This window comes from Nocardioides sp. SLBN-35, assembly GCF_006715725.1.
Taxonomy (GTDB): domain Bacteria; phylum Actinomycetota; class Actinomycetes; order Propionibacteriales; family Nocardioidaceae; genus Nocardioides.
Window position 1 is genome coordinate 4,917,955 of sequence record NZ_VFNU01000001.1, and the last position, 15,596, is coordinate 4,933,550.

Genomic DNA, 15,596 nt, shown 5'->3' on the forward strand with positions numbered 1-15,596 from the left:
CGGGTCATACCGTCGCGGCCGCGAACTGCGCGGCGTGCAGCCGGGCGAACGCGCCGTCGCGCTCGAGGAGCTCGGCGTGCGAGCCCTGCTCGACGATCCGGCCGTGCTCCATGACCAGGATCAGGTCGGCATCGCGGATGGTGGAGAGCCGGTGCGCGATGACGAACGACGTCCGGTCGGTGCGCAGCGCCGCCATCGCCTGCTGCAGCAGCAGCTCCGTGCGGGTGTCCACCGACGAGGTCGCCTCGTCGAGGATCAGCAGCGCCGGCTGGGCCAGGAAGGCGCGGGCGATGGTGATCAGCTGCCGCTCGCCGGCCGACAGGTTGGAGCCCTCGTCGTCGACCGAGGTGTCGTAGCCCTCGGGCAGGGAGTGCACGAACCGGTCGACGTACGTCGCACGCGCCGCCTCCCGGATCTCCTCCTCCGTCGCGTCCGGCCGTCCGTAGGCGATGTTGTCGCGGATGGTGCCCTCGAACAGCCAGGTGTCCTGGAGCACCATCCCGATCCGGCTGCGCAGCTCGCCGCGGGTCATCGTGGCGATGTCGGTGCCGTCGAGCGTGATCCGGCCGCTGTCGAGCTCGTAGAAGCGCATGATCAGGTTGACCAGGGTGGTCTTGCCCGCGCCGGTCGGCCCCACGATCGCGACCATCTGCCCGGGGTGCGCGACCAGCGAGAGGTCCTCGATCAGCGGCTCGTCAGGGTCGTAGGAGAACGACACGTCGTCGAAGGCGACCTCGCCGCGGGTGTCGACCCGCTCGGGCGTCGCGGAGAGCGACGACGGCGCGACCTCCTCGTCGGCGTCGAGGAGCTCGAAGACCCGCTCGGCCGAGGCGACGCCGGACTGGAGCAGGTTGGCCATCGACGCGATCTGGGTGATCGGCTGGGTGAACATCCGGGAGTACTGGATGAAGGCCTGCACGTCACCGAGCGACAGCGCGCCCGAGGTGACCCGGAGCCCGCCGACGACCGCGATCACGACGTAGTTGAGGTTGCCGACCAGCATCATCAGCGGCATCACGAGACCGCTGATGAACTGGGCACGGTACGACGACTGGTACAGCTCCTCGTTGGCGGAGTCGAACTCGTCCTCCACGGCACTGCGGCGGCCGAACACGGTCACCAGAGCGTGACCCGAGATGGACTCCTCGACCTGAGCGTTGAGCCGGCCGGTCTGGCGCCACTGGTTGATGAACTGGCTCTGCGAGCGCTTCATGATCCGCCCGGTCACGAACATCGCGATCGGGACCGACACCAGCGCGATCACCGCGAGCAGCGGGGAGACCCAGAACATCGCGCCGAGCACGCCGACGACCATCAGCAGCGAGGTGAGCAGCTGGCTCATCGTCTGCTGCAGGTTCTGCGCGACGTTGTCGATGTCGTTGGTGACCCGGCTGAGCAGCTCGCCGCGCGGCTGCTTGTCGAAGTACGCGAGCGGCAGCCGGTGGATCTTCTCCTCCACGTCGGTGCGCATCTGCTTGACCGTCGCCTGGACGATGTCGTTGACCAGGTAGCCCTGCAGCCAGCCGAGCACCTGCCCGCCGACGTACACCAGCAGCGTGATGAGCAGGAGGTGGCCGACCTTGTCGAAGTCGACGCCCTGGCCCGGTGTGATGTCGAGGCCGCGCAGGAAGTCGGCGAGGCCGTCGTTGCCGGACGCCTCCGCCCGGGCGACGGCGTCGGCCTTGGTGCTGCCCTCGGGCAGCCGGCCGCCGATGAAGCCGTTGAACACCGCGTCCGTCGCCTTGCCGAGGAGGTAGGGGCCGACGACGACCGAGGCGACGCTGCCGATGCCGAGCAGGAGTACGGCGATCGCCCGGCCGCGGGCCGGTCGCAGGCGTGCGAGCAGGCGGCGTGCGGAGCTGCCGAAGTCGTCGGCCTTCTGGCCGACCATGCCTCCCATCGGGCCCCGGCCGGGCCCGCCCTGCTGGACGATCCGCTCGGTCTGCTTCATGGTGCCGTTCTTCGGGGTCTCGCTCATGCCATGACCTCCTCTCCCTTGATGCCCTGCGAGGCGGCGATCTCCTGGTACGTCGGGTTGTCCCGCAACAGCTCGTCGTGGGTGCCCTGCCCGACGACCTCGCCGTCCTCGAGCACGAGGATCACGTCGGCGTCGCGGATGGTGGCGATGCGCTGCGCGACGATGAGCACCGTCGCGTCGCGGGTCACCGGCTTCAGCGCGGCCCGCAGCCGGGCGTCGGTGGCGACGTCCAGCGCCGAGAAGGCGTCGTCGAAGAGGTAGATCTCGGGTCGTCGTACCAAGGCCCGGGCGATGGCCAGGCGCTGGCGCTGGCCGCCGGAGACCGTCGTACCGCCCTGGGCGACGGCCGTCTCGAGCTGCTCGGGCATCTGGCGCACGAAGTCGGCGCCCTGGGCGATCTCGAGGGCCTCCCACAGCTCGTCGTCGGTCGCGTCGGGCCGTCCGTAGCGCAGGTTGGAGGCGACGGTGCCGGAGAACAGGAAGGCGCGCTGCGGCACCAGCCCGATCCGGGACCAGAGCAGCTCGGGGTCGAGCTCGCGGACGTCGACGCCGTCGACGCGCACCACCCCGGCGGTGGCGTCGAGCAGGCGCGGCACCAGGTTGACCAGCGTGGTCTTGCCGGCGCCGGTGGAGCCGATCACCGCGATGGTCTGGCCGGGGCGTGCCGAGAAGGTGACGTCGCGCAGCACCGGCGCCTCGGCGCCGGGGTAGGTGAGGCCGACACCCTCGAGGTCGAGGTGGCCCGCGACCGAGACCTCGGTGATCGGGTTCGTGGGCGGTACGACGCTGGTGCCGGTGTCGAGCACCTCGCCGATCCGGTCCGCGCTGACCGAGGCCCGCGGGATCATCATCAGCATGAAGGTGCCCATCATCACCGACATCAGGATCTGCATCAGGTAGGACAGGAACGCCGTCAGCGCACCTACCTCCATCTGACCGCCGTCGACGCGGTGGCCGCCGAACCAGATCACGCCGACGCTGGCGACGTTCGAGACGCCCATGACGAGCGGGAACATGACCGCCATCCAGCGGCCCGCGCGCAGCGAGACGACGGTGAGGTCCTCGTTGGACCGCTCGAAGCGGCGCACCTCCTGCGGCTCGCGGACGAAGGCCCGCACCACCCGGATGCCGGTGATCTGCTCGCGCAGAACGCGGTTGACGTCGTCGAGCCGCTCCTGGACCTGCCGGAAGGCCGGCACCATCTGCGAGACGACGACGCCGATGCAGACGAAGAGGACCGGCACGACCGCGACCACCAGCCAGGACAGCCCGAAGTCCTCGCGCATCGCCATGATGATGCCGCCGACCATCATGATCGGGATCGTCACCGCCATCAGGCAGGTCATCATCGCCAGCATCTGCACCTGCTGGACGTCGTTGGTGGCGCGGGTGATCAGCGACGGGGCCCCGAAGGTGGAGACCTCACGCGCCGAGAAGCTGCCGATCCGGCCGAACACGGCCTTGCGCAGGTCGCGGCCGAAGGCCATCGCGGCCTGGCCACCGAACCAGGCCGAGGTCATCGAGCAGGCGGCCTGCACGAGCGCCACGGCGAGCATGATGGCGCCGAGCTGGACGACCTTGCCGGTGTCGCCGCGGGCGACGCCCTGGTCGATGATGTCGGCGTTGAGGCTGGGCAGGTAGAGCATCGCGGCGGTGCCGGTGAACTGGAGCACGACGATCGCCGAGAGCCAGCCCTTGTAGGGGCGCAGGTAGCTGCGCAGCAGCTGTCGGAGCATCAGGACTCCCTCCTCTCGACACCGTGGAGCACGGTGTCGACGATCCGGGTGGGGGTGAGCAGGTCGTTGTCGGCGATCTCCCGGTGGGAGCCGGCGAAGGTCAGCAGGCGCCACACGTGCAGCACCTGCTCGGGCGGCAGGGTGAGCCGGTCCGCGTCGGGCTCGATCAGGGCGAGCAGCCGGCGGCGTACGTCCTCGAGGCCCTCGACGATCTCGGGCCGGTCGCGCAGGTGGTGCGGCGGGCCGACCGCCCCCAGGGCCCGCATCAGCTCGAAGATCGCCAGGAACCGCTGCTGCAGGATCGAGGTCATCGCCACCATCCTGTCCCGCAGCGGCAACCGGGGGTCGATCTCGTCGAGCCGGCGCAGCACGTCGCCCGGCTCGAAGGCGCGCGCGATGGTCGCGTCGACCAGGTCGTCCTTGGAGTCGAAGACCCGGAAGATCGTGCCCTCCGCGACTCCCGCCGCCTCGGCGATCAGCCGCGTGGTCACCCCCCGACCGTGCTCGTAGAGCAGCGGCCGGGTCGCCCGGATCAACATCTCGCGGCGATCCTCGGCGGACAGCGGGGCGGCACGGGGTGGCATGCCGACCAGACTAAGTGAGTGAGTACTCACTCACAACTGGTTTTATCGTTGACTTGCCGCATCCTCACCGTTGAGTTGCCGCAAGCCAACCGTTGAGTTGCCACATCCTCGCCATCGAGTTCGGCAAGTCAACGGTGAGGATGCGGCAACTCAACGGAGGGCGGAGGCGAGGTCGCTTCCGGGAAGCACGGGCACGCGGAGCCGGGCGCCGTCCGCGCCGCCGACCCGGATCGTGTGCAGCGCGGGGAGGGACAGCGGCGAGAATAGGGAGGTCCCGACAAGCTGGATCCGCAGCCGGTGACCGGCGCGGAAGACGTTGCCGACCGGCCACAGCTCGACCTGGTAGCGCCGCATCTCGCCCGCTCGTGGGCGGTCGGCGGCGCTGTAGTCGCCGTACGGCTGCACGACCGCGCCGCCGCCGTCGGTCAGGGACCTGCCGGGGACGAGGTCCGGGTAGCTCGTGGACAGCCGCCCGACGGTGAGCGGGTGGGAGGAGCCGTTGGGTGCGACGTCGGAGAGGATCGCCCAGATCCCGGAGCCGGGGGTCGAGGTCGCCAGCGGTACGTCGAGCGCCACCGGCCCGGCGAGGGCGACGTCGTCGGACAGCGCCGCGGTCGTGTAGGTCAGGCCGGTCAGGTGGTCGATGGCGACCGCGTCCGTGCGGCCGAGGAGCGGCAGCGCGCCGGTCAGCGCCTTCGCGCCACCGGCCTCCAGCAGCGACCAGGTCGGGACGTCGGACATGGTCGGCAACGTCGGCACGGTGAGGTACGACGCCGTGGAGCGCGTCGCGTCCGGGGCCGTGGCGAGGCGCTTGCCGGTGGCCAGCGCGAGCTCGGTCCAGGTGGTGCCGGGTACCGGCCAGTCCGTGGCGTCGTACCGGACGTGCTCGCCGGCGAGGTACGCGGCGCGGTCGCCCTTCGCGAGCACCAGGCTGACCTCGGGGGTGTCCTCGATGCCGTTGTCGACGCCGCGCACGTAGTGGTCGAGCCAGGCGTGCGCCTCGCCCACTCCGCCGTCGGTGCCTGCGGGAGTGCCGTCGTGCCCGCCCTCCATCACCAGGTGGGCGCCGTCGGCACGCAACGCCTGGAAGGCCTGGAAGGCGCCGCGCGACTCCACGTCGTAGAACCCGTCGAGCATCAGCACGGGGATGTCGTTGGCGTCGCCACGCCAGCCGCGCTCGGCCCACCACGCGTCGAGGCTCGGATGCGCGAGCACGCCGGTGCCGCTGGCGAACAGGCCGCCCAGCACGTCGAGCGAGGACGCCGGGTCCCGCTGGAGGCGGTCGGCGCCCTGCAGCAGGGCCGGGGCACCGATCATCGCGAGCACGCCGGCGCCGGGGGCGAGGTTGAGGATGCCGCCGGGCACGAGCAGGTCGCGGTACAGCTCGTGGGTGCCGGACCGCATGATCGCGGCCTTCACGCACGGCAGCTCGTGGTGCCAGGAGTTGTAGAGCACGATCGCGCTCGCGGAGAAGCCGTTGAGGGCGAGCCGGCCGTCGCTGAACGGCTGGCTGCACGCCCACTGCAGCACCTCGACGACGTCGCGCTGGCTCTGCGGGCCGAGCGCGTCGAACCCGCCGTCGCTGTCGCCGGTGCCGCGGATCTGGACCAGGAGGTAGTTGTAGTCGGGCGTCACGGCGAGGGTCTGGCTGTTGTCGCCGTACGGCGAGAACTCCACGACCGTCGGCTTCGCGGCGACGGGTCCGCTGCTGGTCAGCGTGGTCTGCAGCTCCACGCCGTCGGAGGTGGTGAAGCGCTGGTCGACGACCACGGGCACCGGATCGTCGGCTCGCGCCGCGCTCGGTACGGACGCCAGGCCGGCGGCAGCGAGGCACAGAGCGAGGACGAGACGACCCATGTGAGCACAACGACACCCCCGTTCCCGGGCTATGCGAGGCGTCCCGACACACAATGGAGTCATGGCACGCGTCGCTCTGGTCCTCGGTTCCGGCGGCGCCCGCGGGTACGCCCACCTCGGCGCGGTCCAGGAGCTGCGCGAGCGCGGGCACGACATCGTCGCCGTCTCCGGTACGTCGATGGGCGCTGTCGTCGGCGGCCTGGTCGCCGCCGGCAAGGACGACGAGTTCGCCGCCTGGGCCTCGACGCTGACCGGACGCCGCGTCGTACGACTGGCCGACCCGACCTGGGCCGGCGGCGGCGCCGCGAGCGCCGAGAGGCTGATGGCCGCGCTCGACGAGATCGTCGGCGACGTGCTCATCGAGTCGCTGCCGATCCCCTACACCGCGGTCGCCACCGACCTGGCCGCCCGTCGCGAGGTGTGGTTCCAGCGCGGCCCGCTGATCCCCGCGATGCGCGCGTCCTTCGCGATCCCCGGCCTGTTCACGCCCGCGGTGGTCGACGGCCGGGTGCTCGTCGACGGCGGCCTGCTCAACCCGCTGCCGCTCGAGCCCACCGCGGCGGCGACCGCCGACTTCACCGTCGCGGTCTCGCTGCAGGGCCCGCGCGAGCCGCACGAGCCGACCTCCCCCGCCCGTGGCTTCTCGGTACGCCGCGCGGAGTGGGCGGCCGACCTGCGCCGCCGGTTCCGGCGCGGGGAGGAGGAGCTGGGCGCGACCGCGGCACCCGAGGCACCTGCCGAGGCACCGCCGGCCGAGGCGGTCGACGCACGCCCCGACGTACGGACCGCCGAGGTCGTCTCGCTGTCCTTCGACGCGATGCAGAGCCTGATCACCCGCTACCGGCTGGCGACCCTGCCCCCCGACGTCCTGGTCACGGTCCCGCTCAGCGCCGCCCGCACCATCGACTTCCACCGGGCCGACGAGCTGGTCGACCTCGGCCGGACCCTGACGAAAGCCGCGCTCGACGACGCCGGGCGGTGACTATCCTCGTCGCCATGCCTGCTCTCGGACCCCGCGCACTGCGGATCCTCGGCACGGGTGCCGTGCGCCCCGACGAGGCCGTCACCAGCGCCGCGATGGACGAGCGCCTCGGGCTCCCGCCCGGCACCGTCGAGGAGCGGACCGGCGTACGGGTGCGGTACGTCGAGCGTGGCTCCGCCGCCGAGCTGGGCGCCCGCGCGGCCCGCAAGGCCCTCGCGGCGGCCGGCCTCACCCTCGACGACATCGAGGTGATCATCGGCGCCAGCGCGACGCCCGACCAGCCGCTGCCGTGCAACGCCGCGCTGCTGCACGAGGAGCTCGCGCCGGGCCGGCCGATCGCGGCGTGGGACGTCAACGCGAGCTGCCTGAGCTTCCTGGTCGCGCTCGACCTCGCCGCCACCCTGGTCGACGCGGGCCGCCACCAGCGGATCCTCATCGTCTCCAGCGACCTGGCCTCGGTCGGCCTCGACTGGTCCGACCTCGGGGCGTCCGGGATCTTCGGCGACGGCGCCGCGGCGGCGGTCGTCGGGCACGCGGGCGAGACCGGGTCGGCCGTCCTCGCCGCCGACTTCGCCACCCACAGCGAGGGCGCCCACACCTGCGAGATCCGCGGTGGCGGCTCGCGGTTCGCGCCCGACCGGGTCGAGGGCGAGTACGCCCACTGGGGCCGGTTCCGGATGGAGGGCGGCGCCGTGTTCCGGCTCGCGGTCAAGCACCTGCCGCCGTTCGTCGACCGGCTGCTGACCACGGCCGGCACGACGATGGCCGACCTGCCGGTCGTCGTACCGCACCAGGCCAGCCACCACGCGCTGGCCTGGCTCCGCCACCGTTTCGGCATCGAGGAGGGGCGGCTCGTGGACATCTACGCCGACCACGGCAACCAGGTCGGTGCGTCGCTGCCGTCGGCCCTGCACGCCGCGATCGAGTCCGGCCGCCTGCGGCGCGGCGACCACGCGCTGCTGCTCGGCACCGGCGCCGGGCTCAGCATGGGCGGGGTCGTGCTGTGCTACTGAACGACCAGCCCGAGGTCGGCTTCCACTGGCTGCGCGTCGGCCACTGCAAGGGCCCCGAGGCGATGGCCCGTCAGGGCGGACGGCTCAAGGTCATCGAGTTCCCGTCATACGTCGGCGCACTGCACCACCCCGACCACGGCTGGACCCTGTTCGACACCGGCTACTCCCAGCACTTCATGGACGCCACCAGCCGGCTGCCCGAGCTGCTCTACCGCAACACCCTCCCCGTGACGCTGCGGCCCGAGGAGCACCTGCCGCGACGGCTCGCGGCGCTCGACGTCGACCCCGCCGACGTACGCCGGATCGTGGTCTCGCACTTCCACGGCGACCACGTCGGCGGGCTGCTCGACCACCCGCGGGCCCGGATCATCGCCGGTGCTTCGGGAGCGACGCACGCCCTGTCCCTGCGCGGGATCAACGCCGTGCGCCACGCGATCCTGCCGGCCCTGCTTCCCGACGACCTGCGCGACCGGCTCGACCCGGTCGACGCCTTCCCGGCCGTCCAGGTCGGCGGGCTGCGCACCTGGGACCTGCTCGGCGACCGCAGCCTGCTCGCCGTGGACCTGCCCGGCCACATGCCCGGCCACCTCGGCCTGCTGTTCACCTCCGGCGGCCGGCAGGTGCTGCTGGTCGGCGACGCCGCCTGGACCTCGCGTTCCTTCCGAGACCTCAAGCCGCCGTCCCGGCTGGCGAAGGGCGTCATGCACGACTGGGACGCGACGGTCCGCACCCTCGGCGTGCTGCACGTCCTCGACGCCGCGCACGACGACCTGCTGATCCTCCCGGCGCACTGCCCGGAGGGCCACGCGGCCTGGTACGCCGGGCTCTGATGCCGTCCGGTCAGGCGGCGGTCGCTGCGGCGTTCGCCCGTGAGCGCTGGCTCCTCCCCCGTCGCTACGACGCCGCGCGGGCCCGGGCGCTCGAGCGGTTCCTGCGCGTCGAGCTGCCGAAAGCCCGTTTCTACGCGCCTCTCGCGGGCCGGCCCCTCTCCTCGTTGCCGGTCGTCGACAAGCGGACCGTGCTCGCCGACTTCGCCGCGTTCAACCGGCACGGCATCACGCTCGACCACGCACTGGCGGTCGCCGAGGCGGCCGAGCGGTCCCGCTCCTTCACCGACCGGCTGCCCGGCGGGGTGACCGTCGGGCTGTCCTCGGGAACCTCCGGCACCCGAGGCGTCTTCCTCGTCTCGGAGGCGGAGAGCCGCCTGTGGGCGGGCATCCTGATGGGACAGCTCATGTCCCCGCAGTCCCTGCGCGTGCTGACCCGACGACCCTTGCGGGTCGCGCTCTTCCTGCGGGCCAACAGCAACCTCTACGAGACGCTCGAGAGCCGGCGGGTCTCCTTCTCGTGGCACGACCTGACGATGCCCGTCGCCGCCCACCTGCCGTCGCTGCCGGGCACGGACGTCCTGGTCGCCCCGGCGAGCGTGCTGCGGCAGATCGCCACCACGAAGCCGGCGGGGTTGCGGCCGCTCCAGGTCGTCTCGGTCGCGGAGACCCTCGAGCCCGACGACGAGGCGGTGATCCGGGAGGCCTTCGGGCGGCCGGTCGAGCAGATCTACCAGGCCACCGAGGGCCTGCTGGCGGTCAGCTGTCCCGCCGGCCGGTTGCACCTCAACGAGGCGCACGTGCACGTCGAGCCCGAGTGGATCGACCACCAGCGCTTCCACCCGGTCGTCACCGACTTCACCCGGACCACGCAGTACGTCGTCCGGCACCGGCTCGACGACGTCCTGCTCGCCGCGCCCGGCCCCTGCCCGTGCGGGCGCCCCGGCCGCTCGATCCATGCCGTGCTGGGCCGGGCGGACGACGTGCTGACCCTCGGCGACGTGCCCGTCTACCCCGACGTGCTGCGCCATGCGGTGGCGCTGGCCGGGGAGCTCGGCGACTACCGGATCGAGCAGCACGGCGCCGAGTGGCGGCTGGCGACCACGACCGGTTCGTCAGGTACGACGGAGCGGGTGGCCACGGAGGTCGGGCGACTGGCGCGCCGGTTGGGCGCGACGGCACCGGCCGTCGTACCGATGGCGTGGCCGGCGGAGGCGCCCGACGCGAAGCGACGACGGATCAGGAAGGTGTCATGACCCACCCGATGAGGCTGCTGGTGACCGGGGCGTCCGGGTTCGTGGGCGGACGGCTGTGGGAGCGGGCGAGTGCGGCCGGGCACGAGGTGGTCGGGCTCGGGCGGCGCCGGTTGGACCGGCCCGACTACCTCAGCGTCGACCTCGGCGTCGTGGGTGCCGAGGACCTGCCGGACCTGCCGTGGCGGCCGGACGCGGTGATCCACTGCGCTGCCCGGGCCACGCCGTACGCGCCCCGCAAGGCCTACGAGCGCGACAACATGATCGCCACCCAGACGGTCGTCGACTGGTGCGCGCGGCTCGGCGAGCCGCGCCTGGTGCACGTCTCGTCGTCCTCGGTGCTCTACCGCGACGGCGACCAGCTCGACCTCACCGAGGACACCCCGCTGCCCGGCGAGTTCGCCAACGACTATGCCCGCACCAAAGCCGCGTCGGAGCGGATCGTCCGCACCTACGGGGGTTCCTGGGTGATCGCGCGACCGCGCGCGGTGTTCGGCCCCGGCGACACCGTGCTCTTCCCGCGGATCATCGCGGCCGCGAAGGCGGGGCGGGTACCACGGCTGACCGGGCGCACGACGCCGGCGGTGGGAGACCTGATCTACGTCGACAACCTCGCCGACTACCTGCTCCAGCTGGCCGGCCGGCCCGAGCTCGGCGGCGTCTACAACCTCACCAACGCCGAGCCGGTGGAGATCCAGGCGATGCTGCTCGACGTGATCGGACGCCTCGGGTTCGCCCCGCCCACCCGCGACGTCAGCCTGACCACGGCGATGCGGGCCGCGACCGTGCTGGAGCGGACCTGGCGGATCCTGCACCTGCCGGGCGAGCCGCCGATCACGCCGTACGGCGTCGGGGTGCTCTCGTGGTCCAAGACCTTCGTGCCCGACAGGATGCTGCAGGACCTCGGAGCGCCGGCGGTGTCGGTGGCGCAGGGGGTCGAGGAGTTCGTGGCCTGGCAGAGGGAGCAGCTGTGAGCCGGTGGGTGTGGGGCGCCGCCGCGGGCTACCTCGCGCTGCAGGCCGGGAAGACCGTGGCGTCGCTGCGGGCCGCATCGGCCGCGCCGCCGGCTGTGCCGCCCGCGGACCCGGCCGTCGCGAAGGTCGTCGTGGTGCAGCCGATCCTGTCCGGCGACCCGGGCCTCGAGGACGCACTGCGCGACAACCTGCTCTCCCTGGCCGGTGCGCGGTTCGTCTGGCTGGTCGACGAGGACGACGTCGAGGCCCGGCGCGTCGCGCACCGGATCGTTCGATCGAACGGTTCGGGGGACTTCTCGGCCCCGAACCTCGCTCGAACCGTTCGATCGAACGGTTTGGGGGACCGGTTGCCACGCGTGGAGCTACGACTCTGCCCGCCCGCGCCCGACGGCGTGAACCCCAAGCTGGCCAAGCTGCAGCCGGCACTCGACGACTGCGCCGACGACGAGGTGTTCCTCGTCCTCGACGACGACACCCGGCTCCCCCGCGCCAGCCTGGGCGCGCTCCTCGGCGGGCTCGAGCGGGCGACGCTCGCGACCGGGCTGCCGGCGTACCTCCCCGGGAGGACGCCGTGGGCCCGGCTCGTGGAGCAGTTCGTCGACAACAACGCGGCGTTGACGTACCTGCCGATGGCGCCCGTGACGATCAACGGGATGTGCTGGGCGATGCGGGTCGCCGACCTGCGCGCGATCGGCGGGTTCACGCCGATCCTGCACAACCTCACCGACGACCTCGCGGTCGCGGGGGCGGTCCGGCGCGGCGGCGGGACGATCTGCCAGACCGCGTCGCCGCAGTGGATCACCACGACCGTGGAGTCGCCCGGCCACTACGTGCGGCTGATGCACCGCTGGATGCTCTTCGCCAACCTGCTGCTGCGCCGCCAGCCGCTGCGCACCGTCGCTGCGATCAGCGTCCTGCACGGGACCCACCCGAACCTCCTCTGGGCGGTGCTCGCCGGCTCGGTCCGCTCGCGCCGGCCCGGTCCGCTCGTGGCGCTGCTCAGTGGGCGCTGGCTGCTGCTGCAGGTCGTACACCGCCGCATCTACGGGCGTTCCCTGCACGCCCCGCTGCCCTCGCTGGTCTCCGAGCTGGTGCAGCCGGCGCACCTCGGGCACGGCGCGGTGCAGCGCACGATCCGCTGGCGCACCCGCACCTACCGGGTGCGCTCCGACGACGACTTCTCGCCGGTGCGATGAACCTGCAGGTCCTCCACCTCACCGGCCAGAGCGACCCGCGGTCCTGCGCGCTCTCCCCGGTCCAGGACGCCTTCCTCGACGCGCTGCCGCTGGCGGAGTCCGCCAAGGTCCGGCTGAACTTCCCGTACGACGACCGGCTGGCGCCTCCCCTCGGACCAGCCTGGCGACCCGTGCCCCTGTGGCTCGGGAGCCTGCGCCACCTGGTGCTGTTCTGGCGGATCCGGCTGCTGCGCGGCCGGTGGGCGCGGCGGCACCGGCCGCTGGTCGAGGCGCGGCTGCGGACGGCCGACCGGACCCTGGTGCTGGCCGGGTCGATCGGGCTGGACCTCCTGGGCCGGCTCTCGCTTCCCACCGAGGTCCTGGACCGCCTCACCGTCGTCGCGTACGGCGCGGTCGCCACCCGGCCGCCCGCCTGCCGCACGGTCCGGGTCGGCAGCCGGGGCGACCACCTGGCACGGTGGTGGCCGCACGAGGTGAGCGTCGATGCGGGGCACCTCGACTACCTGGCGGCGCCCGAGCTGGCCGCACTGTGCCGCGACCTCGCGACGGAGCTCTCCTGATGCGCGTCGACCTGGTCACGCCGCCGATGGCGGGCCACCTCCACCCGATCCTCGGTATCGCCGCCCGGCTCGCCACCGAGCCCAGCCTCGACGTCCGGGTGATCAGCACCGCGGCCGCGCTCCCGGCGATCGCCGCCTCCGGCGTGACCGGGCTGGCGCTGCTGGACGGCGCCGACGAGGTGATCGAGACGGTGGTGAACCCGTCGTACCGGATCGGCAGCAACCCGCGCCTGCTCCTGCGCCAGTTCCGCGCGGCGGTCGCGCTGCAGGCGGACTTCCGCCGCGAGCTGCTGCTCGCGTGGGCCGATCACCGCCCGGACCTGGTGATCGCGGACTTCACCATGGGCGCGGTCGGTACGGCGGCCGACGAGCTCGGCGTGCCCTGGTGGACCACCCACCCGTCGCCGTGCGCCATCGAGGGGCGCACCGGGCCGCCGTCGTACCTCGGGGGCTGGCGCCCCGGTCGCTCTGCGCTGGGCCGGGGCCGCGACGCCGTCGGGCGCTCCTGGGTGCGCGGGTTCAAGCGGCTCGCGCCGCGGCTGGCGCGGGTGCGGCTGGCCGATGTCGGCGTCACCCGGCAGTACCGCCCGGACGGCTCGGAGTCGATCTACTCCGCCGAGCGGGTGTTCGCGCTGACCCCGGAGGCGGTGGAGTACCCGCGGTCGCTGCCCGCCGCCGTCCGGTACGTCGGCCCGGTGCTGCACACCCCGCCGTCGGGCACGTCGGCGCCGGTCCTGGCTGCTGGAAGGCGAGCGGTGCTGGTCACCGCGGGGACCCACCTGCCGTGGCACAAGGCGACCCTGGTCGCCTGGGCCGCCGACGCCGCCGACGCGCTGCCCGACGTCGAGGTGCACGTCAGCCTCGGCGGGACGGGGTCCGTAGCCCCGCCGCCGGGCGTCGTGGTCCACGACTACGTCGACTATGCCCGCGACCTGCCGCGCTTCGACGCGGTCGTCCACCACGGCGGCGCCGGCGTGCTCGGCCATGCCCTCGCCGCCGGCCTGCCCTCGGTGGTGTGGCCCGTCGACTACGACCAGTTCGACCACGCGGTGCGGCTGGTCGACGCCGGCGTCGCGGTGCGGGTACGCCGGCCGGGCGACCTCGCACCGGCCCTGCGGCGGGTGCTCGACGAGTCGTCGTACCGCCTCCGGGCGCAGGCCCTCGCCGCCACCATCGCCCGCCGGCCCGCCGTCGAGACGATCGCCGCCGAGGTGCTGGCCCGCCTCCACCCCCGCCCGGAATGACGCGTTCTCGGGCACACGACCCCGATGCCGGGTCCGGATGCGCGAAGATGTCGTCGTGGCCGACGACCGTACCGACCCCCGCGACGCCCTCCGCTCCGACGAGCGGGCGCGCGAGCACGCCGAGTTCCGCTCGCTGCTCATCCCGAACCGCGAGGTGCCCCTCGTCGAGGAGGCCGACGAGGACCACGCCGAGGACCACGCCGAGGACCACGCCGAGGACCACGTCGAAGACCACGCCGAGGACCAGGCCTTCGCGGCCGACCTGCCCGATGACGAGCACGAGGCGCTGCGTCGGGTCGTGGTGACCGAGCACGCCATCCCGCGGTTCGAGCCCCTCGAGGGCGCCGGTCAGGTGCCCGGCCTGGGCGAGGAGATCGTCCGGCGCCGGCGCAGCAGCCGGCGCCGCTCCAGCCACCACCACACCCACCACACCCACCGCACCCGCCGGCCCGAGCCGGCCCCCGAGCCGGCCCCCGAGCCGGCGCCCGAAGCGGCTCCCAAGCCAGCACCGAAGCCAGCACCGAAGGCGGCACCGAAGGCGGCACCGGAGACCCCGTCCCCCACGGCCGGTACCGGCCGCCGCGAGACCTTCATCCTGGTCGCGGTGCTGGCGGTGCTGATCGCGCTGGCGGCGATCTACGCGGCCGCCCAGAAGGCGGACCAGCCCTCCGACAGCGGGCTGCGTCAGGGTGCCAGCCGGGTCAGCTCCCAGCCGCTCGACGTCCGGGCGTAGCGCAGCCGGTCGTGCATCCGGCCCGACCGGCCCTGCCAGAACTCGAAGGACGCCGGCTGCACGCGGTAGCCGCCCCACGCCGGCGGCACCGGTACCTCGGCGTCGGCGAAGCGGTCCTGTGCCTCGGCGTACAGCTGGTCCAGCTCGCCCCGCCCGTCGACGACCCGCGACTGGGGTGAGGCCCAGGCGCCGACCTGGGCGCCGCGCGGGCGGGTGGCGAAGTACGCCGCGACCTGCTCCGCGCCCAGCGGGTGTGCCGTCCCCTCGACCCGGACCTGCCGCTCGAGCGGGTGCCACGGGAACAGCAGCGCACAACGCGGCTCGGCCGCCAGCGCCTCGCCCTTGCGGGAGGCGGTGTTGGTGAAGAACGTGAACCCGTCGTCGGGCCCCTCGGCCGCCACCCCCTTGAGCAGCACCATCCGGGCCGAGGGCGCGCCGTCGGGGTCGACGGTCGCGACCACCATCGCGTTGGGCTCGTGCACGCCCGCGTCCGACACGGCGTCGAACCAGTCCTGCCACAGCGGCCACGGCGAGGGCGGTACGTCAGCCTCGACGAGCCCCTGCTCGCCGTACTCGCGGCGCAGGGCTGCCAGGCGGGGTCCGATGGTCATGGAGCCACCCTAGGGAACCGCACGAGCGAGCCCCGAACGGCCGTGGGG

General features: G+C 73.2%; 14 protein-coding genes. 9 read left to right on the forward strand and 5 right to left on the reverse strand.

All coding sequences use genetic code 11. The features are described 5' to 3' along the window. Positions 1 to 4: 4 nt before the first annotated feature. From FBY23_RS23690 to FBY23_RS23705, 4 genes are all read right to left on the reverse strand, one after another. Positions 5 to 1,978, reverse strand: coding sequence for an ABC transporter ATP-binding protein (locus FBY23_RS23690; protein ID WP_141800382.1), 1,974 nt, complete (start codon positions 1,976 to 1,978; stop codon positions 5 to 7). Then, a complete protein-coding gene (locus FBY23_RS23695; protein WP_141800383.1) occupies positions 1,975 to 3,714 on the reverse strand; it encodes an ABC transporter ATP-binding protein in 1,740 nt (579 codons plus the stop codon). The genes FBY23_RS23690 and FBY23_RS23695 overlap by 4 nt, the downstream gene beginning before the upstream one ends. Then, entirely contained in the window at positions 3,714 to 4,298 is a 585-nt protein-coding gene (locus tag FBY23_RS23700; RefSeq protein WP_141800384.1) for a TetR/AcrR family transcriptional regulator, read from the reverse strand. The genes FBY23_RS23695 and FBY23_RS23700 overlap by 1 nt, the downstream gene beginning before the upstream one ends. 150 nt (positions 4,299 to 4,448) lie before the next feature. Then, positions 4,449 to 6,155, reverse strand: a complete 1,707-nt coding sequence (locus FBY23_RS23705) for a CocE/NonD family hydrolase (RefSeq protein ID WP_160158348.1) — start codon at positions 6,153 to 6,155, stop codon at positions 4,449 to 4,451. Positions 6,156 to 6,216: 61 nt separating this feature from the next. On the opposite strand from FBY23_RS23705, the gene FBY23_RS23710 reads away from it, so the two are divergent. Genes FBY23_RS23710 through FBY23_RS26275 form a run of 9 tightly spaced genes read left to right on the forward strand, consistent with a single transcriptional unit; the run spans position 6,217 to position 14,937 of the window. Then, a complete protein-coding gene (locus FBY23_RS23710; RefSeq protein WP_141800386.1) occupies positions 6,217 to 7,137 on the forward strand; it encodes a patatin-like phospholipase family protein in 921 nt (306 codons plus the stop codon). 14 nt (positions 7,138 to 7,151) lie between these two features. Further along, positions 7,152 to 8,150, forward strand: a complete 999-nt coding sequence (locus FBY23_RS23715; RefSeq protein WP_141800387.1) for a 3-oxoacyl-[acyl-carrier-protein] synthase III C-terminal domain-containing protein — start codon at positions 7,152 to 7,154, stop codon at positions 8,148 to 8,150. Next, positions 8,141 to 8,980, forward strand: coding sequence for an MBL fold metallo-hydrolase (locus tag FBY23_RS23720; protein ID WP_141800388.1), 840 nt, complete (start codon positions 8,141 to 8,143; stop codon positions 8,978 to 8,980). Before FBY23_RS23715 ends, FBY23_RS23720 begins: the two co-directional genes overlap by 10 nt. Further along, positions 8,980 to 10,233 (forward strand): F390 synthetase-related protein, encoded by a 1,254-nt coding sequence (locus tag FBY23_RS23725; RefSeq protein WP_141800389.1) that lies wholly within the window; start codon positions 8,980 to 8,982, stop codon positions 10,231 to 10,233. Before FBY23_RS23720 ends, FBY23_RS23725 begins: the two co-directional genes overlap by 1 nt. After that, positions 10,230 to 11,204: an NAD(P)-dependent oxidoreductase gene (locus tag FBY23_RS23730; protein WP_141800390.1), complete on the forward strand. Its 975-nt coding sequence runs from the start codon at positions 10,230 to 10,232 to the stop codon at positions 11,202 to 11,204. Before FBY23_RS23725 ends, FBY23_RS23730 begins: the two co-directional genes overlap by 4 nt. Beyond that, positions 11,201 to 12,400: a glycosyltransferase gene (locus tag FBY23_RS23735; RefSeq protein WP_160158349.1), complete on the forward strand. Its 1,200-nt coding sequence runs from the start codon at positions 11,201 to 11,203 to the stop codon at positions 12,398 to 12,400. The genes FBY23_RS23730 and FBY23_RS23735 overlap by 4 nt, the downstream gene beginning before the upstream one ends. Then, positions 12,397 to 12,960 carry a hypothetical protein gene (locus FBY23_RS23740; protein ID WP_141800392.1) on the forward strand — a complete coding sequence of 188 codons (564 nt, stop codon included), beginning with the start codon at positions 12,397 to 12,399 and terminating at the stop codon, positions 12,958 to 12,960. Before FBY23_RS23735 ends, FBY23_RS23740 begins: the two co-directional genes overlap by 4 nt. After that, positions 12,960 to 14,204: a glycosyltransferase gene (locus tag FBY23_RS23745; RefSeq protein ID WP_141800393.1), complete on the forward strand. Its 1,245-nt coding sequence runs from the start codon at positions 12,960 to 12,962 to the stop codon at positions 14,202 to 14,204. Before FBY23_RS23740 ends, FBY23_RS23745 begins: the two co-directional genes overlap by 1 nt. 55 nt (positions 14,205 to 14,259) lie before the next feature. Then, a complete protein-coding gene (locus tag FBY23_RS26275) occupies positions 14,260 to 14,937 on the forward strand; it encodes a hypothetical protein (RefSeq protein ID WP_174245164.1) in 678 nt (225 codons plus the stop codon). Here FBY23_RS26275 and pdxH read toward each other — a convergent pair. Beyond that, positions 14,889 to 15,548, reverse strand: a complete 660-nt coding sequence (gene pdxH / locus FBY23_RS23750) for a pyridoxamine 5'-phosphate oxidase (RefSeq protein ID WP_141800394.1) — start codon at positions 15,546 to 15,548, stop codon at positions 14,889 to 14,891. The genes FBY23_RS26275 and pdxH overlap by 49 nt on opposite strands. Positions 15,549 to 15,596: the final 48 nt, after the last annotated feature.

Excerpts from the sequence above, each read along its gene's own strand:
- FBY23_RS23725 (WP_141800389.1), top strand. The coding sequence starts at position 8,980 with ATGCCGTCCGGTCAGGCGGCGGTCGCTGCGGCGTTCGCCCGTGAGCGC.
- FBY23_RS23740 (WP_141800392.1), top strand. The coding sequence starts at position 12,397 with ATGAACCTGCAGGTCCTCCACCTCACCGGCCAGAGCGACCCGCGGTCC.
- FBY23_RS23695 (WP_141800383.1), bottom strand. The coding sequence starts at position 3,714 with ATGCTCCGACAGCTGCTGCGCAGCTACCTGCGCCCCTACAAGGGCTGG.
- FBY23_RS23700 (WP_141800384.1), bottom strand. The coding sequence starts at position 4,298 with ATGCCACCCCGTGCCGCCCCGCTGTCCGCCGAGGATCGCCGCGAGATG.
- FBY23_RS23730 (WP_141800390.1), top strand. The coding sequence starts at position 10,230 with ATGACCCACCCGATGAGGCTGCTGGTGACCGGGGCGTCCGGGTTCGTG.
- FBY23_RS23690 (WP_141800382.1), bottom strand. The coding sequence starts at position 1,978 with ATGAGCGAGACCCCGAAGAACGGCACCATGAAGCAGACCGAGCGGATC.
- FBY23_RS23745 (WP_141800393.1), top strand. The coding sequence starts at position 12,960 with ATGCGCGTCGACCTGGTCACGCCGCCGATGGCGGGCCACCTCCACCCG.
- FBY23_RS23705 (WP_160158348.1), bottom strand. The coding sequence starts at position 6,155 with ATGGGTCGTCTCGTCCTCGCTCTGTGCCTCGCTGCCGCCGGCCTGGCG.
- pdxH (WP_141800394.1), bottom strand. The coding sequence starts at position 15,548 with ATGACCATCGGACCCCGCCTGGCAGCCCTGCGCCGCGAGTACGGCGAG.
- FBY23_RS23715 (WP_141800387.1), top strand. The coding sequence starts at position 7,152 with ATGCCTGCTCTCGGACCCCGCGCACTGCGGATCCTCGGCACGGGTGCC.
- FBY23_RS23710 (WP_141800386.1), top strand. The coding sequence starts at position 6,217 with ATGGCACGCGTCGCTCTGGTCCTCGGTTCCGGCGGCGCCCGCGGGTAC.